Origin of the sequence: Paenibacillus sp. cl141a, assembly GCF_900109305.1 — a bacterium.
Lineage (GTDB): Bacteria > Bacillota > Bacilli > Paenibacillales > Paenibacillaceae > Paenibacillus_AQ > Paenibacillus_AQ lautus_A.
On the sequence record NZ_FNZO01000008.1, the window covers coordinates 155,359 to 176,736 of the forward strand.

At 50.6% G+C, this 21,378-nt stretch carries 19 protein-coding genes; 3 read left to right on the forward strand and 16 right to left on the reverse strand.

The features are described from left to right. Positions 1 to 30: 30 nt before the first annotated feature. From BMX45_RS21170 to BMX45_RS21185, 4 genes are all read right to left on the reverse strand, one after another. Positions 31 to 1,377, reverse strand: coding sequence for an ABC transporter substrate-binding protein (locus BMX45_RS21170; RefSeq protein WP_090911566.1), 1,347 nt, complete (start codon positions 1,375 to 1,377; stop codon positions 31 to 33). Positions 1,378 to 1,909: 532 nt separating this feature from the next. Beyond that, positions 1,910 to 2,797, reverse strand: coding sequence for an aldo/keto reductase (locus BMX45_RS21175; RefSeq protein ID WP_090911773.1), 888 nt, complete (start codon positions 2,795 to 2,797; stop codon positions 1,910 to 1,912). Positions 2,798 to 2,921: 124 nt separating this feature from the next. Next, positions 2,922 to 3,695, reverse strand: coding sequence for an SDR family NAD(P)-dependent oxidoreductase (locus BMX45_RS21180; protein WP_090911568.1), 774 nt, complete (start codon positions 3,693 to 3,695; stop codon positions 2,922 to 2,924). 81 nt (positions 3,696 to 3,776) lie between these two features. Further along, positions 3,777 to 4,280 (reverse strand): GNAT family N-acetyltransferase, encoded by a 504-nt coding sequence (locus BMX45_RS21185; protein WP_090911570.1) that lies wholly within the window; start codon positions 4,278 to 4,280, stop codon positions 3,777 to 3,779. Positions 4,281 to 4,460: 180 nt separating this feature from the next. On the opposite strand from BMX45_RS21185, the gene xerS reads away from it, so the two are divergent. Then, positions 4,461 to 5,543 carry a tyrosine recombinase XerS gene (gene xerS, locus BMX45_RS21190; protein ID WP_090911573.1) on the forward strand — a complete coding sequence of 361 codons (1,083 nt, stop codon included), beginning with the start codon at positions 4,461 to 4,463 and terminating at the stop codon, positions 5,541 to 5,543. A gap of 10 nt (positions 5,544 to 5,553) precedes the next feature. Here the strand turns inward: xerS and mobB are convergent, their stop codons facing one another. From mobB to BMX45_RS21225, 7 genes are all read right to left on the reverse strand, one after another. Beyond that, entirely contained in the window at positions 5,554 to 6,057 is a 504-nt protein-coding gene (mobB, locus tag BMX45_RS21195) for a molybdopterin-guanine dinucleotide biosynthesis protein B (RefSeq protein ID WP_090911576.1), read from the reverse strand. Beyond that, positions 6,054 to 7,343: a molybdopterin molybdotransferase MoeA gene (glp, locus tag BMX45_RS21200; RefSeq protein ID WP_090911578.1), complete on the reverse strand. Its 1,290-nt coding sequence runs from the start codon at positions 7,341 to 7,343 to the stop codon at positions 6,054 to 6,056. The genes mobB and glp overlap by 4 nt, the downstream gene beginning before the upstream one ends. Positions 7,344 to 7,531: 188 nt before the next feature. Continuing rightward, complete coding sequence (locus BMX45_RS21205) at positions 7,532 to 8,263, reverse strand: DUF4247 domain-containing protein (RefSeq protein WP_090911580.1); 732 nt, start codon at positions 8,261 to 8,263, stop codon at positions 7,532 to 7,534. A 10-nt stretch (positions 8,264 to 8,273) separates the two neighbouring features. Further along, complete coding sequence (locus BMX45_RS21210; protein ID WP_009589430.1) at positions 8,274 to 8,780, reverse strand: DUF4178 domain-containing protein; 507 nt, start codon at positions 8,778 to 8,780, stop codon at positions 8,274 to 8,276. Between the two features lie 31 nt (positions 8,781 to 8,811). Continuing rightward, a complete protein-coding gene (locus tag BMX45_RS21215) occupies positions 8,812 to 9,216 on the reverse strand; it encodes a DUF350 domain-containing protein (RefSeq protein ID WP_090911581.1) in 405 nt (134 codons plus the stop codon). A 199-nt stretch (positions 9,217 to 9,415) separates the two neighbouring features. Then, positions 9,416 to 10,084, reverse strand: coding sequence for a PspA/IM30 family protein (locus BMX45_RS21220; protein ID WP_009589445.1), 669 nt, complete (start codon positions 10,082 to 10,084; stop codon positions 9,416 to 9,418). Positions 10,085 to 10,246: 162 nt separating this feature from the next. Next, the gene (locus BMX45_RS21225; protein WP_090911583.1) at positions 10,247 to 11,269 is read right to left on the reverse strand and encodes an NADH:flavin oxidoreductase/NADH oxidase; all 1,023 of its coding nucleotides are present in this window, start codon (positions 11,267 to 11,269) and stop codon (positions 10,247 to 10,249) included. 166 nt (positions 11,270 to 11,435) lie between these two features. Here BMX45_RS21225 and BMX45_RS21230 point away from each other — a divergent pair, with 166 nt between their 5' ends. Then, positions 11,436 to 12,284, forward strand: a complete 849-nt coding sequence (locus tag BMX45_RS21230; RefSeq protein ID WP_090911585.1) for a polysaccharide deacetylase family protein — start codon at positions 11,436 to 11,438, stop codon at positions 12,282 to 12,284. 79 nt (positions 12,285 to 12,363) lie between these two features. On the opposite strand, the gene BMX45_RS21235 is transcribed toward BMX45_RS21230, so the two are convergent. The 3 genes from BMX45_RS21235 to BMX45_RS21245 all read right to left on the reverse strand — a co-directional run bounded on the left by BMX45_RS21235 (position 12,364) and on the right by BMX45_RS21245 (position 15,432). Next, a complete protein-coding gene (locus tag BMX45_RS21235) occupies positions 12,364 to 13,095 on the reverse strand; it encodes a 3D domain-containing protein (RefSeq protein WP_090911587.1) in 732 nt (243 codons plus the stop codon). A gap of 185 nt (positions 13,096 to 13,280) precedes the next feature. After that, positions 13,281 to 14,003: an amino acid ABC transporter ATP-binding protein gene (locus BMX45_RS21240; RefSeq protein ID WP_175495177.1), complete on the reverse strand. Its 723-nt coding sequence runs from the start codon at positions 14,001 to 14,003 to the stop codon at positions 13,281 to 13,283. After that, positions 13,990 to 15,432, reverse strand: a complete 1,443-nt coding sequence (locus BMX45_RS21245) for an ABC transporter substrate-binding protein/permease (protein WP_090911591.1) — start codon at positions 15,430 to 15,432, stop codon at positions 13,990 to 13,992. The genes BMX45_RS21240 and BMX45_RS21245 overlap by 14 nt, the downstream gene beginning before the upstream one ends. 576 nt (positions 15,433 to 16,008) lie before the next feature. On the opposite strand from BMX45_RS21245, the gene BMX45_RS21250 reads away from it, so the two are divergent. After that, the gene (locus BMX45_RS21250) at positions 16,009 to 17,757 is read left to right on the forward strand and encodes an alpha-glycosidase (protein ID WP_090911593.1); all 1,749 of its coding nucleotides are present in this window, start codon (positions 16,009 to 16,011) and stop codon (positions 17,755 to 17,757) included. A gap of 91 nt (positions 17,758 to 17,848) precedes the next feature. Here the strand turns inward: BMX45_RS21250 and glgA are convergent, their stop codons facing one another. Both glgA and glgB read right to left on the reverse strand, forming a co-directional pair. Continuing rightward, positions 17,849 to 19,282, reverse strand: a complete 1,434-nt coding sequence (gene glgA / locus BMX45_RS21255) for a glycogen synthase GlgA (RefSeq protein WP_090911595.1) — start codon at positions 19,280 to 19,282, stop codon at positions 17,849 to 17,851. Continuing rightward, positions 19,279 to 21,258, reverse strand: coding sequence for a 1,4-alpha-glucan branching protein GlgB (gene glgB / locus BMX45_RS21260; RefSeq protein WP_090911597.1), 1,980 nt, complete (start codon positions 21,256 to 21,258; stop codon positions 19,279 to 19,281). The genes glgA and glgB overlap by 4 nt, the downstream gene beginning before the upstream one ends. Between the last annotated feature and the right edge of the window lie 120 nt (positions 21,259 to 21,378).

The window sequence follows — 21,378 nt, forward strand, 5'->3', positions numbered from 1 at the left end:
CACTTTTATTTCTACCGTTTCTGATAACAACTATTTTTTGTTGGCATCCTCGGTTTTCTTCGCTTCTTCGATCGCTTGAGTAGGAGTTTTCTTGCCTTCCACTACAGGCTGAACGCTGGCGCGCAGGTTGCCGAACGTTTCTTGCGAAACTTTACTGTCAACCGGTGCGCTGATGGAAGCTGCTTTTGCTGCCATAGCGAAACCGTCGAGTGCGACTTGCGGCAATCCGGTCACTTCAACGTCAGCAGCAGGTGTGCCGCCGTTAGCTGAAGCGATTTTTTGAATGGACGCCGGGGAAGTCAAATGTTTCAGCAATGCGATGGCTGTTTCTTTTTTGGCTGCATCGTCATAAGTGGCTTTGGAGAGGTAGAAGCCGGAACCGAATCCGCCTACGATATCGTTGCCGCTGCCCACGCCGCCAGGAACCGTCGGGAATGGCACAACCGTGGAATTGTCGCGAGTATCGTCGCTCCAGCCGCCGATGGCCCAGGATCCTTCAATGGTCATGGCAGCCAGGCCTTCGCTGTAATAGTTTCCGGACATACTCAGGTCGATCGTTGCGGCATCTTTAGGGAATGCGCCAAGATCATACAATTCTTTCATAGCGGCATAAGCTTTTTCCCAGTTTGGATCGATGCCATCGAGCAGGCCTTTATTTTGTCCTTCAGGGCCAGCCGCAGACAAAATGGTGTGCTCGATCAGGTAGTGCGATTGGTCAAACGGTACGGACAAAGGAATAATGCCTTTTGCGGACAATGCCTTAACGGCCGTGGTCAGCTTCGCCCAATCGGTTGGGAGCTCCAGACCATTTTCTTCCAAGATTTTTTTGTTAACGAACAAGCCTTCGTAGAAGCCAGTCAATGGTGCAGCGTAAATGTTGCCGTCTTTCTGCTTGGCAAGCTCAAGCGCATCAGGAATGAATCCGTTCTTCCAGTCAGCGTCAGCGTCGAGAACTTCGTTCAGCGGCACGACTTTGCCGGCATTGACGAACCCTTCTGCGTCAGCCCCGATGAAGTAGAACAACAGGTCTGGCTCGTTGCCGCTGTTCATATCGGTGTTGACTTTCGTTCTGAAACCGTCATCATTAGCTGACATGGTGTCGTTATCAATCTTTACGTTTGGATGCTCTTTCGTGAATTCATCCAACGCCGCCTGGAAGGCTTCGCGAGCTGCGTCAGTTCCTCCGAACGTCGAGAACACGCGAAGTGAAACCGGAGCGGCTTCATCCTTCTTCTCTTCAGCCGGCGGAGTTGTTTCCGTCTTCGACGTATCTCCTTCAGCAGCAGGAGTGTTGGTGCCACCGCTGTTTCCGCAGGCTGCGAGGAACATGGAGAGCAGCAACATGACACTCATGAGTAACATGGAAGTCCTTTTCATTTCTAATCCCCCTAAGTATGTTTTCAGAACCTGATGTAAACACTTGCTGTCTACCAGAATTTTATTCCAAGCCCTATGGCTTTCAAAGGGGGACATTCATCTTTAGCAGGGGGAAATATTTCCATGTCAACTTTTCTTCGCATCCTATCTCATCTTTTGACCATGTCATTGTGCTAGGTTAAAGCATAGTGAAGCAGGAACATCGGAGCGGCAAAAGTAACGAAAGTGGTCGGCATTTCTCTATTGTGAATTTTTCATATGTTGAATTAATATAATTATTTACCATGTGAAACGCCCATTCTCTTTTATTCGACAAAAAAAGACCCGCCACTCGCATGGCCGGCCTTCTCCGGAAACATCATCCCACTTCGTCTCGATCGATCTGCCGAAGCGCGGCATCCGCGATCTCATCACTGCAAAAGAGCTTGTCAAGAAATCTTGACAAGCTCTTCCGGGATACCATACGGTATTTATGGCGCATCAACCTCTTACTCTATTCGGTCTGAATCTCAGGTTCTAAGCAAGCCGCGATCTACACCTTACCCACCCAGTCGGATCCGGCAACCTCTCTCCAGCGGCCGCGGATGGATTCGTAAACCTCCTCCGGCAATTTCCCCTTCTCGAGCAGTGCGGCATTTTGCCCCCACAGGTCTGGATTTGCCGTACCCACGATGGCCGTCGCTACGCCCGGCGTGCTCAATGTGAACCGTAATGCCGTCTCAACGCCTTGCTGAACGTCTGAGAGGAAATCGTAATTCAGCTCGCCGAGTCGAACCCAGTATGGATAGGCATAGTCCCGCTCGCTTAATGTTTCATGCTTCCAGGCTACGTTGGCTACGGGACGTTTGGCAATAACCCCTATTCCCTGCTTCATGGCAAGTGGAATCGTGAGGTCGATTGCCTCCTGGTCCGCAATGTTCAACGAAGTTTCAAAGCTGTCGAACGCGCCGGTTTGAAGGGCGTAAAGTGCATCCGTCGAATCGCCGCTGTAGCCGATATACCGCGTCTTCCCCTGCTCTTTTGCTTTTTTCAACACCTCGATCACGGCGCCCTGCCGCAGAATTTCCTCCGAGCAGCTGTGAAGGTGAATGACATCAACGTGGTCCACCTTCAGCCGCTTCAAGCTTCGGTCAATGCTCTGTTCAAGCATCACCGGATCCCAATCCGGGTAGTCCAGTCCGGAGGCGTGCCCGCATTTCGTAAACAAGTAATAATCATCTCTGCGGCCCGACAGCGCTTTGCCGATCAATTCCTCGCTATGGCCGTAACATTCCGCGGTATCAATCATGTTAAGGCCTGCGTCAATCGCGCTGTGCAGCAGCCGGTCCACCGTCTTCTGATCCGACTGGCCGATCTCGGCACCGCCGAAACCCAATACACTGACCTGCATATCCGTCCGTCCAAAAGCTCTACGTTCCATCGTCATCCACTCTCCTCCCTATGATTACCATTCATCATTACCCGATATGGATAATCTTGAAAGCTTTGTTCCGATAACATTGCCAAAGGATTCAAGCATCTGCATCCATGAAAAGAATCCCCTATCAAAATCCATAAATGCTAAGCCCGCCGTCCACCAGCAGCGTCTGCCCGGTCATGTAATTGGCGGCTTCGGAAGCCAGGAAAACAACGGGCCCCACCACTTCTTCCAGGTTTCCTACGCGTTTTAGCGGCGTCCGGTCCAGGATAGCCTGCATGTAAGTCTCGTCATTCAGCAGCTTCTCGGTCAGCGGCGTCCGGAAATACCAAGGCCCGACGGCGTTGACCTGGATTCCATACTGCGCCCACTCCATCGCCAGCACCTTGGTCATATGGATTAGAGCAGCCTTGGTCGATCCATAGACAACGCCCGTGCGTAGGGCGGTATGGCCGCCTACGGAAGAAATGTTGATGATTCTTCCATTCCCCTGCTCCTTCATATAACGGGCAGCGGTTTGAGATGCGACAAACGCCGATTTCAAATTGGTCTGTACGATTAAGTCCCATTCGTCATCGGTCACTTCCAGCGCCGGCGTACGAATGTTCATGCCGGCATTGTTCACCAATATATCGATTTGCCCCGCCTGGTCCACAAATTTGCGGATCGCCGCCTCCATCTCTTCCCGAATTGTCAGATCGCCTGGCAGCACATAGGCTTGACCTTTTTTCAAGCCGGCAATCAGACCCGCGGTCTCCTCCAGATCGCTTCGGGTTCGGGACATCAGGCCAACGTCGCATCCGGCCTCCGCCAAGCCTACGGCTATCGCGCGCCCGATTCCCCGCCCCGCCCCTGTTACAAAGGCTTTTTTTCCTTCCAGATGAAAGCTGGGCAAATACATTCGAATCCCTCCAAGTTATAGATATGCAAACAGCTCAGGTATTCAATTGAAACACGTCATGGTTGATTTCATGCTGACTTACTAGGAATTGAAATATTGCGAAGGATTAAAACGAACCGGGTCCACGTATTCCTCATAACGCCCGCCCGTATAGGACTCGATGACTTTTCGCCAGAAAGCCTGGGCCGGTATATTGCTGCTGACCTGCGTCACCTTCCAGCGTCCCTGGAATTGATCGAACAGCCAGGTCGCGGCCCAAGTCCCCAATCCCGTACGCCTGTATTTTTGCATAACGAAAAATTCCGTCATGTAATAGTCGGCTTCCGCGGCGTTGTCCATACGCTCGATCAAGGCAAAACCGGCCGGCCGTTGATCAAACGTAATCAGAAACGGATATTTCCGTTCCCGCTTTTTCCAGAACTCATCGAGATCCGGATAGGGTAAAAACAATCCTTGATCGTTCACCGAGATATCCAGGTATTTAGTAAAATCGTACAAGTACAGTTGCATCAAGTTTACGATAACGGCTTGCTTCCGTTTGGGAACCAGCTCAATTCCCATGCGTTCCGCTCGTTCTGAAATCATGCTGCCGCCTCCCTAGGCATTTCACTATCATATTAAATGCTTCCCATCTTCATCATAGTATCCGTCTATGTTGAAACACAAGCAGCCATCGGATCGAGGAGACGATCGTGTGAGGCATTAAGCACGACGGACTTTCCATATGTTACACTAGTATATAATGACAATCATTCGAGGTGGAACATGAATATACAAAAAGATATCGACCGCGCAAGACTCGATGAGAAAGCGCCGGCCATGCCTTGGTTTGTGCAGCAATTTATCGACTACAAACTTCCGGATCTCTCCCCCTCCACGCTGCTCGAATATGTAAGGGACTATGAAACGTTTTTTAATTGGCTCCGGTCGGAAGGGCTCTCACATGCCGCCTCTAACCGAGACGTGACGCTGCTTGAGCTGGAGACCCTCCGCATGGACAGCATCACAGGTTACCGATTATATTTGACCACGCGCCGGGAAGGCACCAACTCCCGAATTACGGTTTCCCGCAAACTGTCATCGCTTCGCTCTCTGTTCCATTATTTAAGCCAGATTGCGGAGGATGAGGATTTTTACCCGCTCCTTAAGCGCAACATCATGGCGAAAGTGGAGATCAAACGAATTCACAAGCCCAAAGATACGGCTGCCAAGTTGAAAGGAAAAATACTGGAAGAAGAAGAGCTTCAGGATTTCATCACTTACATTCACGAAGGATACGGACAAGATGTGGAAAATAACAAACAGGCTCTATACGCTCATGAACAGAACAAAGTCCGAGATGCCTGCATTGCCAGCCTTATTCTAAACTCCGGTCTTCGCGTATCCGAAGTGGTCAACTTGAATCTTGCAGACATCGACCTGAACAATAAAATGCTGCATGTGTATCGTAAGGGCAATAACGATGAAACCTTCAAAACCCCGGTCTACTTCCGGGCGCAGGCCAAAGACGATCTCGAGCATTATCTGCAGATGCGGCAGACCCGCTATAAGGTGCCGAAAAAAGAAAAAGCTCTTTTCGTCGCGCTGCGCAACGGCCAGAATGAAGGACAGCGCATGACGAAACGGGCAATTCAGGCAATGATCATTAAATACGCCAAGCGTTTTGGCAAGCCGTCCCTGACCGTGCACAAGCTGCGGCACTCGTTTGCAACGGATTACTATCTTCAAAATGACATATATAAAACGAAAGAACAATTGGGGCACGCTTCCACCGAAACGACCGAAGTATATGCCCATTTGACGGACAAAACGATGTCCGAGGCGATAGAGCGGCGTTCCGACGAATAATTATGGTTTTTTACAATGATAGTATAAGCGACGCGATCCGCTCCGTCTCATTCCAAGTAAACAAAGGAACCGCCAGCCGATGCTGAATCTCCTGCACGCCGGGCGGTTCCTTTAGCATGTCGGGATTCACGACGATGCCCCGGATCTCCTCGACCTGATCCAGCAGCCCCCTGTCCTCCATTCCCCGCAGCAGTACCAGTTTCGGGTAAGGCATCCTCTTATACCCTTCGACCAGCATCATGTCATAATCAGTGTACATATGTATCAACGTATCGAGGTCCAGCTCCGTTTCCCTCAGCATGGCCGTCCGGCCCGGCGAGGCAATGGCAACCCCCTCGGCTCCGGCCTCGCGGAATTTGTACGTATCCGTCCCTTCCCGGTCCATGTCAAAGCCATGCCCATCATGCTTGATGACGGCTAACCTGATGCCTTGTCGTTTCAATTGTGGAATCAGAGCCGCAATGAGCGTGGTTTTGCCGCTGTTCTTATACCCGCAGAACTGGAAGACCTTCATGACCAACCCCCTGGAAGAACGAGCACCTGCACGGCTTGGCCTTTAACCGCTCCTCTAAGCTCTGGCGGTATAACAATCAAACAGTCGCTGTCCTTGATCGTGATCATGACACTTGATTCATCCAGGGTGGCGGGCGTGGCTACAAGTTTGCCGTTTACCGCTTGGAGACTGCCCCTGACAAAACGGGTAAAATTATTCACCTTTGCATAATCCGAACCCAGCTCGGCTGTCCATTCGGTTAAATACAGCTGCTCCATGCCCAGCATTTTTCGAATCGAAGGTCTGACAAACAACAGAAATCCGACAAAGCATGCCCCAGGATTACCGGAGAGCGCGAAGAGCAGCTTCCCCTCCTTCACCGCCGCGGTTGTCACGCTGCCCGGACGCATCGTGACTTTATTGAACAACATGTCCAATCCGCCGGATGTCACCAGCTCCCCCATAATATCGTAATCGCCTACGGAGACGCCGCCTGTCGTAACCACGATGTCATAATTCTGGAGCGCTTCCTCCACCTTCTGACGGGCAAGCTCGATATGATCGGGAATGGCCTCCATGATCACCGGAACGCCGCCCGCTTCCCGAATTTGCGATGCAAGCATATAGGTGTTGCTGTTACGGATTTTACCGGGCTCAAGCGGCTCGGTTATGTCGAGCAGCTCGGTTCCCGTCGAGAAGATTCCCACGACCGGTTGACGATACACGCCAACCTTATGTATGCCAAACGTAGCCAGAACCGAAATCTCTCCCGGCCCGATGCGAGTCCCTCGGCGGAGAATCATATCGCCTTCCTGGAGTTCGAACCCGAGAGGGGTAATATTCTTTCCCTTCTCGATGGAACGCTTAAAGCCTACATAGGTTATACCATCCTCCACGCGAAGCTCCGTCGCTTCAAGCATCACGACAGCGTCCGCGCCTTCGGGCACCTGGGCGCCCGTCATGATACGGGAAGCCTTCCCTTGTACGATCGGCACGGAGGAGACATACCCGCACGGGATATGGTCGACGACCTCAAGCCAAACCTTTTCCCCCTGATCGCATGGCGCCAAATCCGCTGACGACACCGCATAGCCGTCCATGCCCGAACGGGCAAAAGCCGGGAACGGGTGGGGAGCGACGACATCCGAAGCAAGCACCCGGCCATCGCTGTCCTGCAGCCGAATGAGCTCCTCCTGGCCGCAATCCGCATAAGAAGTTGCTAACGCTTGCGCGTCTGATACCTGTAGTGCGCGCCGATCGAATTTATGGTTTGGTTTCTTGGGCGATATCGGTTCCTGATCATTCACAACGCATTCCTCGCTTTCTGACTATATCCCAGACTGATAATCTTACTGTACTACATTCTGAGCGATCTTCAAACCGAGCGGCTGATCTCCAAGCAATCGCTTGTACGTATCTGACCAGTTGTATATTTTCGTTTCGAAACAGTAAAAAACGCATGGCCCTTAGACCATGCGCATGAAGCGTATTGTTCTTATCTTCGGCCCCTTCGGGAAATCTTACCGGATCCGATCCGGGTCTTGGGCTTCTTGTACGATTTCTTCGGCGAATCGAACAAACTTCCGCCGCTTTCGCCGCGTTTGATCGAGCCGCGGTCACCACTCGAATCCGGATTGCGTCTGAACAGGCTTCCGCCCGTGCCGACCGTATCCTGACCGCGCCGTGTAATTTTCCCGCTCCGGTCAACCGTCAACGGCGGAGCGATCTTCTTATCTTGGCTTGTCGGCTTTTTATAGTTCCCTTGAGCCGGTTTATGCACATCCTTGCTGGTATAGCCGCGATAGCCCCCGCCGCCCATCGAATCAAACAAATTCCCGATAAGGACGGCGGTCAAGTATCCCTGCAGGAAATTGGAATCGTAATTGCGCTGAACGTATTCCTTGGAATCGATTTCGATCAGCGTATCGGCCGGCTTCTGGGGATCCTGCTGCAAATGGTAATACTCATCGCCATACACCAGGAACATTCGCTCCGGATCCTCGGGAGACGATTGATCCGGCGAATTCGCCGCCATGAGCTCGCCCGCCACTTCGGGAACGCTTTTATCAGCTGCCCGATACACATAGGATGTTGCATTTCCGTCCCGATTGACGGACTCCAGCGGATACGTCTCCTTGATATTCGGCGCTCCGCATCCGCTTAATAATGATACGAACAGACTCAGTACCAGTATGATTTTTACAGATAAAAAAGAGCGTTCCTTCATGCCACCACTCCTAAGTCGCCCGGATAACCCTTACGTCCCCCGGTATCACTTTCTCACCTTCATAGAGCATAAACCGTCCATTCTGCCATTCGATTCGCAGCAGCTTGTAATCATCCGATTGGTACTGCCATACGTGCTGCTCCCCGCTTTGCATAAACGCGGTACGGCCGGATATCGAAACATGTCCGCCGTATTCCTCTTCCAAATGAAACACATGATCGTCCAGATCGATGATGGACGGCACCTCGTCCGGCGAATCCAGGCGTCCATCGATGGGCGCATAGAGTGCATATTGAACCGTCTCGCGTTCTTCGATGTGAAGATAAGCAATGGTGCTGCCATCCTGGAGCGTCAGTACGACCGCGTTGCGGCCTCGATTGTGCACGCGGCCCGTAACTTCGTAAGTAACCAGAGACACTTCGCAAATATCGCCCGGAGCCAGCTGCAACATGCTCTTCTCTACCTTGGGCGGCTCGGGCTTGCTAAATAAATTGCTGATTCTTTTCCACATACTCATCTTTCCTAATCCCCTATCTCCATTATGCGTTCTATAGGCAAGCGGTAATAATTAACGCTCCGACCACATGCAGCGATCCTGCGAACAAACCGTAACCGGTTTTGCCCTCGCGGGTTCCCTTATCCAGGTTCAGCTTGCCGAAATTGCGAAGCATGATCTCTGTCAACGCTTCGAGAACAAACAAAATGATAAACGAAACAACCGATACCACAATCGCCTCCAGCAGGTGATAGGATGTTCCGATCGACACGGATAAAATATATCCTTGGGCGACCAGCTTGAGGATCAGCCTTGTGGTTACCGCCATGTTACCCGCTTTCACTTCTTCAAGATCGTTATATTTCGTGAACAGGGAATCCACGAACATCAATACAAACAACAGCAGCCCTCCGACAGCTGTCCAAAGCAATACACGCAAGATCATATCAAAATCCATCTCTAAGCCTCCACACATTCAACATACATATCAACTTGCCCTGATCAGACTGCTTTCATTGAAGATAGACAATCTTAAAGGGGGAGTCCCGTATATATCCGGTACCAAACAAAAGCGAAGGAGAAGCACAGTAGTATTCAGCCCTGCTGCGTCTCCCTCGCCATCGATACTATTTACCTGTCAGACCACCAGACCCGGATTACTTGTTCTCGTACTGCTTCATCAAGGCTGCAAGCTCATCCTCAACGGCTTTGTCCTTGCCGAGGTTCTCGAACTCTTCATCGAGGGATTTCTCGCGCGTCGACATTTCGTTGCTTGCTTCGGCACGCGCTTCCATGGCCAGCATCTTTTCTTCCATCCGCTTCAACCCGGCCGAAGCCGTGTCAGAACCGAAACCGTTCATTGCTTTGTTGATCTCGGTTTGCGCTTTAGCCGCATTATAACGGGCAACCAGCGTCTCGCGCTTGTTCTTCATCGCTGTAAGCTGCTTGCGCATTTCCTCCAGCTTGCCGCGCAGGTTGTCGGCTGCCAGCTTGTTCTGATCGTAACTTGCTTTGTACTCGTCGCGCTTGGCTTCAGCTGCCTTCTTCTCTTCCAGCGCACGGCGGGCAAGTTCAACGTTTTGCGCCTGCGCTGCCGTATGAGCCTGCTGCGTGCGTTTTTCCACGAGAGCAGCCTGCTCCTCATAAAGGGCTTTGAAGCGTTTCTCGATGGCGATTTGAGCGGCTACCGCTTTCTCGGCATCTTCAAGGTCTTCGGTCATATCGCGAATGTACTGGTCCGTCATCTTGATCGGGTCTTCTGCCTTGTCGATAATCGCGTTAATATTGGACATGGTCAAGTCACGCAATCTTTTAAATATGGACATCGTTCTCTTCCTCTCGCTTTCGCTTTAAAATACTGGTATATGTTAAATGTTTACGTTGCATGATCCCAAACGGTTTCAAAATTTTTAAGAGGTTGTTCAAAAAGTCATGTTTTGATCACCTTTTCGGTGCTGAAAACCTGAAATTTTGATCATGTACTACTTTTAATATCCACGTTCATACTGCTTCGGAACTTTCTGTTCTTCATCAAGCGCTTTGGCAGCATGAACCGCCCAGTACGGATCCCGCAGCATGCCCCTTCCAATCGCCACCATATCCGCCTTGCCCGATAAAACCACCTCTTGGGCGACATTGTAATCGTCAAGCAGCCCTACCGCAATTACGGGGACCTTCAGCAGTTGTTTGAACTCGGCAGCCAGATCGACCTGATAACCCGGCTTCGCTTCCGGACCGCCATTGGAACCGACTCCCCCTTCTCCACCTGAGGAGATATGAAAAATATCGACCCCGGCATCCCGGTATCGTTTGCAGATTTCCGCACAGTACTGCACATCATAACCGCCGTCCACATATTCTTTTGCAGACACCCGCATGATGATCGGCATGCCTTCGGGCAGCGCTTCCTTAACGGCCTGGACAACCCGTTCACCGAACAGGGGAAGGTCTCGGCCATATTCGTCACTGCGTTGATTCGTCAGGGGCGAATGAAACTGATGGATCAGGTAACCATGCGCGCCATGAATCTCAACCGTGTCGAATCCGGCTTCAACAGCCCGTCGAGCTCCTTCCTTGAAGGCCAGAATGAGATCTTCCACTTCGGCAGCGGAGAGTGCCTTCGGCATTTTGTAATGGGAACTGAACGGGATTGCCGAGGGGGCTACCGACGGCTCGGCATCCTGCGCCTTTCGGCCGGCATGGCCGAGCTGGATGCCAATCTTCGTTCCGTAAGAATGCACGGCATCGACAATACGCCGGTAAGCAGGAATTTGATTGTCGTCCCAGATCCCGGTATCCTGATTCGTTATGCGTCCGTCCGGGTGAACGCCCGTCATTTCCACGATAATTAAACCAGTGCCTCCCACGGCACGGCTGACGTAATGCACAAAATGCCAATCATTCGGAATCCCGTCCCCGGCCTGAACGGAATATTGACACATCGGTGGCATAACAATGCGGTTCTTGAGGGTCAAATTCTTGAAATTGTAGGGTGTAAACAAGTCAGCCAAGCGATTATCTCCTTCCACATCCAAATGATTAAGATGTAATAAAATCTGTTAGGGGTTATTATACACCTTTCCGAGGGAAAACTAAAAACTCTCGGTTTCCCATATTGAGGATAATTGTTTGTCCAACTGGGCATACCATACTAAAAAGCTAAAGGGGCCGATCGTGATGTTCAAAAGATGCCGTGCAGGAATCTGCCTGCTCTGGATCCTATCATTCTTTATCGTTGTGCCGGGCATCCCGGTAAACGCGTCCGCGCTACATAATCAATCACAACAACCTCAGGATGCTACCGTCATGTCGGAGTCCGGCCAAGCCATGGATCATTCGAAACGAAATAAGAGCAAGCCATCAGATGGCGCGCCGTCTTTAAGCCAATTGCTGCGAAAATACCCGGACACGTTTCGCGCAAGCGGACCACGGGTCAAACAGGTCGCGCTTACCTTTGATGATGTACCGGACCCCCGATTTACCGGAAAAGTACTCGATGTGCTGAAGGAACAGCAGGTGAAGGCCACCTTTTTTGCGGTAGGAGAACGTGCCAAGAAACACCCCGAGCTCATGAAACGCATCCATGAAGAAGGTCATGCCATTGGCAATCACTCTTACAATCATGCCCAACTAAACAAGCTGAGCCTGGAGAAATTCATAAGCCAAATTGAGCGTACCAACACGATTTTGAAGTCGCTGACCGGCGTCCACCCGCGGCTGATCCGTCCTCCTTATGGCGATATTAATGAAGAACAGCTGCAGTGGGCTCGTAAAAACGGGTACAAGGTCGTGAATTGGAATGTCGATTCCCTCGATTGGAAGGGACTGCAAAAGGAAGAGGTCAAAAGCAATATTTTATCTGCGGTCGGTCCCGGCTCGATCATTCTTCAGCATGCGGGAGGCGGCGTGGGATCCAATCTATCCGGGACTATTGAAGCGCTCCCCGACATCATAACGGAACTTCGAAACAAGGGGTACAGCTTCGTGACGCTTCCGGATATGTTAAACGTGCCGGAATCGCAATAATGTCTGAATGAATGCCAAAAGACGGCTGACTGGGAGTTGACCAATCAAGCCGTCTTTACGATTCCTAACGATATATGAATTAATCGATAATGAACAATTTGATATCCTGGATGCCGAATTGATTTACGGATGATTGGGAGCCTGGGATGAAGATATCAATCTTATTCCCTTTTATGGCTCCGCCGATATCACGTGCTTCTGCTACAAATGCCTTTTTAGGCAGTCCTGGATGCTCATGTCCTGTTACAAGCACCTTGGTACCGAGCGGAATTACCTTGGGATCAACGGCGATGGTGCCAAGCTTAAGGGAATTCCCGAAATAGTCAACCGCGCCCCAACCGCCGTTCTCGCTTGCAGCAGAGGAATACGCTGTAGCTTTAACGGACAAAGTTTTGCTGTAATTAAACGTCTTGCCCCATGCTTCGACTACGTTATTCTGCGGGATAACATTCAAGCTTGGGGTGAAACCGGAGTTTCCTGGAGCGATGGGCGCCGCGGATGCCGCCGAGTTCATCGATACCGTCCCTGGTATGTTGATTTTGAGCCCCTGGTAAATATTCGTTGCCTTAATTGTTGGGTTAGCTTTCATCAGCTTGTCCATATTAACGCCGTACTGTTTGGACAAGAAATAGAACGTATCGCCGTTCTTGGCAACATGCACGGAGCTTGCATGTGCTTGCAGCCCGCCTCCGGCAAAAGTCAGTCCGAGTGCCACGGCTGTAACGGCAAACCATTTTGCTGTTCTTCCAGCGATCTTATTATTTTTGTTAAGTCCACGATTTCTTGTCCAAGATTTCATTTGTTGTAACATCTTAAGATGCCTCCCTTATATGTAGCTTGGTAAATCGGATGTAGTATGTCAACGAACATGAATATATCACAATTTTGTAACCTATACTGCAAGCAATTGTTACCAACACACAAAGAAAAACAGCGCCCTGCCTGAAACACCAGGCTAGGCGCTGTTTTTAATTTGTTACATTCAGGATGAAAAAGTTACAACACCTTGCTTAAAAACTCTTGCGTTCGGGGATGGGTCGGATTGCCGAACAGTTGGTCCGGCGTGCCTTCCTCCACGATATTGCCGCCGTCCATGAACAGGATCCGATCTCCCACTTCGCGGGCGAAGCCCATCTCATGGGTCACGATGACCATCGTCATTCCGCCTTCGGCAAGCTTCTTCATCACTTCCAAAACCTCGCCCACCATCTCGGGATCGAGTGCGGAGGTCGGCTCGTCAAACAGCATGACATGGGGCTGCATCGCGAGTGCTCGCGCAATGGCAATTCTCTGCTTCTGTCCGCCGGACAGCTGGGAAGGATAAGCCTCCTTCTTGTCTTGCAGTCCGACCGACTTCAGCAGCTCGTCGGCAGTCGCCTCCGCTTCCTTGGCGGAGACCCCTTTTACTTGGATAGGGGCGAGCGTGATGTTATCGATGACCTTTTTGTGCGGAAACAGGTTAAACTGCTGAAATACCATCCCCATTTTCTCGCGGGTGGCATTGATATTGTGGTTCTTGGCGGTGATCAGCTCACCCTCGAATGAAATTTCGCCGCTGGTCGGCACTTCCAGCAGATTGAGACAGCGCAAGAAGGTGCTTTTGCCGGAGCCGCTCGGTCCGATGACAACCACCACTTCACCCTTTGCGATCTCGATATTGATGCCTTTCAATATGTCCAGCTTGCCAAACGATTTATGAAGATCCTTAACGGTTATCACTTGCACTCAACTTCCTTTCCCAGACACCCAGAAGCTTCGAAAGAACGAATGTCAGAATAAAGTAGATCATGGCCGCCACAAGCAGCGGATTCAGCGGGGCAAAGGTTGAACCGCGCAAAATCTGAGCTTGGTACATAATATCGAATACCCCGATGAACGATACGATGGAGGATTCCTTGATGATGACAACAAACTCATTGCCGATGGCAGGCAGAACGCCCTTTAACGCTTGCGGCAAAATAATGTGGCGCATGGCTTTGCCCTTGGTCATCCCGAGCGAGCGTGCAGCCTCCAGTTGTCCCCGATCCACGCCCTGGATGCCTGCTCGGAATATTTCGGCCAAATAGGCAGCGCTGTTGATGGAGAGCGTTAAAATACCCGACTGGATCGGCGAGAATTTAATATCAAACGCCGCCAAGCTGTAATGGATAATAAACAGCTGGACCAGCATCGGCGTGCCGCGAATGATTTCAATATATGCGGTAGCCAAGAACTTAAGGATTTTTACGCCGGACATCCGCATTAATGCGATAATCAATCCGAGAATGAATCCGAAAAATACGCCGAGGGCCGAAATAAGCAACGTAAATTGAATGCCTTTGGCATAATAGTCGCGATATTTCCAGAAAAATTCAAAGGTATTCAAATTCTCTGCTGTTCGTCCTGCAGCCAAATCGCTGGCATCGTCGACAAATTTCTGGATCTGGTTATTTTCTTTTAAGCGCTCGAGCGTAGCATTAATGCTGCCAAGCAGCTCTTCGTTTCCTTTGCGGACCCCGATGGCATATGCGTCGTTCTCCGCCGTCGGCTTGGCCTCCGTGATGGCCATGGTCGCTTCGTTCATGTTGGCCTTTGCGATCGGATACTCCGCAAGGACGACATCCACGCGCTCGGATTCCAGCTGCAGCAGCAAATCCGGGATTTTATCGAGGGAAACTACATTGGCATTCGGTATCGTTTTTGCGATGGATTCCTGAATAGAGCTTTTCTGAACTCCGATCCGGGCTCCTTCCAAGCTTTCAAGCGTATTGAATTTCAGGGCGTCTTCCTTGCGGACTACGACCGATTGTTCCGCAGCGTAATAAGGCTCCGAGAAATCAATGCTTTTTCGGCGGTCTTCCGTTGGATTCATGCCCGATATGACGAAATCCACGCGGCCGCTCGTCAGCTCCGGCAAGAGCGCATCAAAGGACGTATCCTTGATGATGAGCTCTGCGCCAAGATCCTTGGCGATTTCCTTCGCGATATCGATATCAAATCCGACGATGGTATCCACGCCATCTATCGTTTTATGGAACTCATATGGCGCATAGTCGGCACTGGTGCCGAGAATCACCGTCTTTTTCTCGCCCTCCGCATGGACGATGCTGCCGAAAGACAGCACGACCACCAGGAACAGGGTCATCCACGCTGTAAATTTACGTTTCATATGTCTCGTTTCTCCCCTAACTGTTACAAATAGATTAAACCTTTAGAAAAAAAGCAACTGAGTCATTATAAAACAAGATGCATGAATATGCAATGAAAATTGATGGTTTCCAATTTGCAACTTACAAACAAGATCAGCTTGTAGTAGCATGTCACTCCACTATTTTAATACAACGGTCAAATCATCATACTTAAAGTGATCATGTCACACATGATTCAGTCTGTGAAGTGTATCTATTATTAAAATAAACAAGCGGGCTTGAACCATTCAATCCCAATAATAATGGGATTTAATGTTAATCACTTATCCTATCCGCAATCTTCTCATCTCCTAGCATTAAAATGTAAACACAGGGCTTTAGAATCATCCAAAATAGGAATTAAGAGTGTGGAATATACGAATGGAACACTTTATGGACGGATGCATAATCTATCGGCTGCCTTCCCATCTTATAGAAAGCGCATGATTTCGGTCCATCTACGTTGCAAGCCGCCTGTCTCATTCACTGTCTGATTCAGGCAAGCCAGCAGCTGGTTATTAATTAGCTATAGCTTTACTCATATAGGAGGTGTAACCATGCTGTTAGAAGCGCTGTATCATGTTCCTAGGGATAAATGGGCCTATGCTTACGATACACATACCATTCATCTTCGGATTCGAACCAAGAAGAACGACATTGATTCAGTTGTTGCCATGACGGGCGACAAATATGATTGGGACCGTACGTACTTCGAAATCACCATGGAAAAGGCCGCCTCTGACGACATGTTTGATTACTGGGAATGCGGAGTCAGGCCCAAATACAAAAGGTTGTCATACGGATTCCGGATTCATGCGGGAGATGAAACGGTGTATATGGTGGACAGCGGAATCGGATGGGATTACCCCTATCCGCCGGCAGGCTACTTTGAATTTCCGTACATACATGAAGTCGATGTATTCAAAGTACCGGAATGGGCCAAAGAAGCCGTATTCTACCAAATCATGACGGAACGCTTTGCCAACGGGAACCCGGCCATCAGTCCTGATGGAACCGAAGCCTGGGGCGGCAAGCCGGAGGTGGACAATTTCTTCGGCGGTGACCTGCAGGGCGTGCTGGATCATCTGGATGATCTGGTTGACCTGGGCATTAACGCCATTTATTTTACCCCCCTCTTCCTCTCCCCCTCCAATCATAAATACGACACGGTAGATTACAAGCAGGTGGATCCGCACTTTGGCGACAACGATCTGTTGAAAAAGGTAGTGGATACTTGCCACGCGAAAGGCATTCGAGTGATTCTGGATGCGGTATTCAATCACTGCAGCGAGGAGTTCCCGCCCTTTCAGGACGTTCTGAAGCATGGCGAGAAGTCCAAATATGCCGAGTGGTTTCATGTGAACCGGTTTCCTTGCGAAATCAAGGACGGCATACCGACATACGACACCTTCGGCTTCTTCGGAAACATGCCGAAATTCAATACCGCCAATCCCGAAGTCAAGGCGTACTTGCTGGGCGTCGCCGAGTATTGGATTAAGGAGATCAATCTTGACGGCTGGCGTTTGGATGTTGCGAATGAAATCGACCATCATTTCTGGCGGGATTTCAGGCAGGTTGTCAAGAAGGCGAAACCCGAGGCTTACATCGTGGGCGAGGTTTGGTCCGACTCGTTGATCTGGCTGCAAGGCGACCAGTTCGATTCCGTGATGAATTACCCTTTTGCCGATAAGGTGCTGGAGTTTTTCAACGGCAACATGGACGGACTCACCTTCGCCAACCGTATCGGCTCGATCCTGATGCGTTATCCGCAGCAGACGAACGAAGTGGTATTCAACCTGCTTTGCAGCCACGATACGCCAAGGCTGCTTACCCGCGTGGGAGAAGATATCCGGCGCATGAAACTCACCGTCGTATTCCTGTTCACCTTCATGGGCACGCCGTGCATCTTTTACGGGGATGAAATCGGCTTGACCGGGGATGGAGACCCGGATTGCCGCAAATGCATGGAATGGGATCCCAAGAAGCGAAACCAGGAGCTGTATGCATTTTATCAAGGCATGATCGCGCTGCGGAAAGAGCATAAGGCCTTGCGGCAAGGTCGCTTCCGCTTCCTGCAGGCGAATCTTCATGATCCTTGCATCGTGTACGAACGTGCCGACGAAACCATGCATTTTATCGTCTGGATCAACAACAGCGACTCGAAGCGTACCCTATCGCATCCCATCGTCACGACCGATTGGATCGATGCCGAAACCCAAGAGCCTGTAAAACCGGTAAACGGTACGATGCATATCGATTTGGAACCGTACGCGTACCGCATTTTATGCCGGGAGTTGAAACATTAGCTTCGATCATATTCAAACAGCACAGGGGTGCCTGGATAGCTTGTTATTCCTTCGCTATCCGGGCACCCCTGCGTCCTGAAAGCCATGGTTATCATCGGCTGGTGATCTGATGATAGATTTCCTGATATTCCTTCGCCGAAACGTTCCAGCTGTAATCCCCGCCGAGAGCATTCTTGCTCACTTTACGCCAGTGCTCGGGCATGCGATATATGGAGGTCGCGCGGCGGATGGTGTTCATCATGTCATGCGCATTGTAATCCTTGAAGGAGAAGCCGTTCCCTTCGCCCGTATACTCGTTGTATGCCTGAACCGTATCGTTCAGTCCGCCCGTTTCCCGGACAATGGGGACGCTGCCGTACCGCATGGCAATCAGCTGGCTGATGCCGCACGGTTCGAATTTGGAAGGCATCAGGAACAGGTCGCTGCCGGCATAAAAACGCCGCGATAACGGCTCATTGAACCGGATCTGGGCCGACATTTTGGTGGGATAGCGATTTGCCGCTTCCCTGAACCAATGCTCATAGGAAGGATCTCCCGTTCCCAGGACAACGAACTGAATCTCATCATAGTAGAGCAGTTCATCCAGAATGCGAATAACCAAATCGAGTCCTTTCGAATCGACCAATCGCGTTACCATCGACATCAATGGAATATGCGGCGCCACGGGAAGATTCAGCTCTTCCTGTAAGGCGATTTTGTTCTGCGTTTTTTTGTTCAATCCGCTCCGGAACTTCGTGGCGATATGCGGATCTGTCGCCGGATTGTAGCTTTTGGTATCAATGCCGTTCACAATCCCGCTCAATCTCGAGCCTTGGGCCGACAGAAGCCCGTCAAGTCCGTATCCGTAATAACCCGTCTGGATTTCCGTGGCATAGGTAGGGCTGACCGTCGTTACGTGATCTGCGTAAACGATGCCCGCTTTCATGAAATTCACGTTTCCGTAATACTCCACGCCTTCGGCCGTGAAATGCCGGCTGTGAATGCCGAGCAGATCAACCAGCACCTCGTACGGGTACACGCCCTGATACAACAGATTATGGATCGTGAACACGGTTCGAATCCCCGCATAGAAGGGATCATGATGATAGACGTCTTCAAGAAGCAGCGGAATCATGGCGGTATGCCAGTCGTGACAGTGAAGCACATCCGGCTGGAATCCGATTACCGGCAGAACCTCAAGCACGGCACGGTTGAAGAAAGAGAAGCGTTCGCCATCGTCCATGTAACCATAAATGCCGTCTCGGCCAAAATAGTACTCATTATCCACGAAATAGATCGTTACGCCGTCTTCCACCAGGGACTCGATGCCGCAATATTGCTCGCGCCAGCCAACCCGCACCCGGGTTTCTCCCACATGCTCCATTCGCTTCCTGTATTCTTCCGGAATGCCGCGATATTTCGGCAGCACGACTCGAATATCCTCGCCCATGCCGCGAAGGGATTTAGGCAAAGCCGCGATCACATCCGCCAGTCCGCCTGTCTTGATGTATGGTCCGCATTCCGAAGCTGCAAATAACAATTTCAATCCTGCTTCCCCCTTTTGCTCCGTTTCGTTTTTTGTTCTGTTTTCTCTCTTGCCGCTGCCGCCTTCAGCGACGCGTCCGATCGATCTTGCGATTTCCTCGATCGAGGCGGCTTTTTCTTTAAAACAACCATGCCTAATGGAGGCAGCTTGATCTCCAGGCTGTGGGTTTGGCCATGCCAGGTCTTCTTCTCCGCTTTCATCTCAGCGTCGTTCAGCAGTCCGGAGCCGCCGTAATCGGCATGATCGGAATTGAGAATTTCCACATATTGCCCCGCTCTCGGCAAACCGATCCGATATTGGTCATATGCCTTTGGCTGAAAATTAATGACGATGATCAGCGTATCGCCGGGCTTGGTGCCCATTCTCATATACGATACGACACTCTGCTCATGATCATCTGCGCTGAGCCATTCAAAGCCTTCCCATCGATGATCCTGCTCCCATAGCGCCTTTTCATCCACGTACATGCGGTTTAGAGCTGCCGTATATGCCAACTGCTTGCGGTGGCTTTCATAGTCCAGCAGCAGCCAGTCGAGCTGCTCCTGATCCTTCCATTCGATAAACTGGCCGAACTCTCCCCCCATGAACAGCAGCTTCTTCCCGGGCTGGGTGATCTGGTATCCAAGCAAAATCCGCAGTCCCGCAAACTTTTGTTCATAGCTTCCCGGCATTTTATTAAGCAGCGATTTCTTTCCATGGACGACTTCATCGTGTGAAAGCGGCAATGTAAAATTCTCCGAATAGGCATAACAAATGGGAAATGTAAGTAAATTATGATGGGTAGGCCGCTGATCGAACTCTTGTTCAATATAAGACAGCGTGTCATTCATCCAGCCCATATTCCATTTGTAATTGAAGCCAAGACCCCCTTCATGCACAGGTGCCGTAACCCCCGCCCATGCGCTCGACTCCTCGGCCATCATCAAAGCATTCGGGTAATATCGAAACACGGCTTTATTCAATTCCTGTAGAAAGGATATCGCCTCCAGGTTTTCCAAGCCTCCGTGCTCGTTAAGGCTGTACTGACCCTCACGCTTCTCAAAATCAAGACGGATCATGCTCGTCACGGCATCAACGCGAAGACCATCAATATGATACATATCCATCCAAAATAAGGCATTGGAGATGAGGAATGAAATTACCTCCGGCTTGGCATAATCGAAAGACAATGTTCCCCAGCCCGGTTTCTCGGCTTTTTGGGGGTCTTCGTACTCATAAAGAGGCGCCCCGTCAAACTGCCGAAGCCCGTGGGCATCCTTGGCAAAATGTGCGGGCACCCAGTCGAGCAGCACGCCGATGCCGGCTTGGTGCAGCTGGTCGACGAGGTACATGAAATCATGGGGAGTTCCGTATCTGCTCGTCAGCGCATAAAATCCGGTGCCCTGATAGCCCCACGAAAGATCGTAGGGATGCTCCGCCAAGGGCATAAATTCTACGTGGGTATAACTCATTTCCTGCAAATAAGGAATCAGCTGATCGGCCAATTCCCGATATGTAAAGAACGAACCGTCCTCTTTTTGCCGCCAGGTTCCGAAGTGCATTTCATAAATGTTCACCGGCTTGGCATATGGGGATTTGTTCTTCCTTCTCCATGCGGCATCATTCCAGCGATATCCTGAGAGGTCGGTCACCACCGATGCCGTTGCAGGTCGTACTTCGGCATGAAATGCATAAGGATCGGCCTTTAGGAATGTTTCTCCGAAGGGCCCCGTGATCTGATATTTGTAAAAAGTTCCAGTCTCCATCCCAGGGAAAAACCGACTCCAAATTCCCGAATCGGGCATCCTATATAACGGGTCTTGGGAACCATCCCAGCCGTTCCAGTCTCCGGCAAGTCCTACCTGCCTGGCATTCGGAGCCCACACCGTAAAACGCACGCCCTCTTCTCCTTCTTCTGTGGCAAGGTGTGCACCCATACATTGGTAACTGTGAAACCAGGTTCCTTCATGAAATAAATACACTTGTTCCGGAGTCATGTTTCCTTCCCTAACTGCTTGGTTCAATCGTCGTCACCTGCTTTTTCTTAAAAATCCAATATTATTAATGCTATTACCCCATTCTAACCAGGTTGAAAATAAAAAATGTCCCTGAAAAAT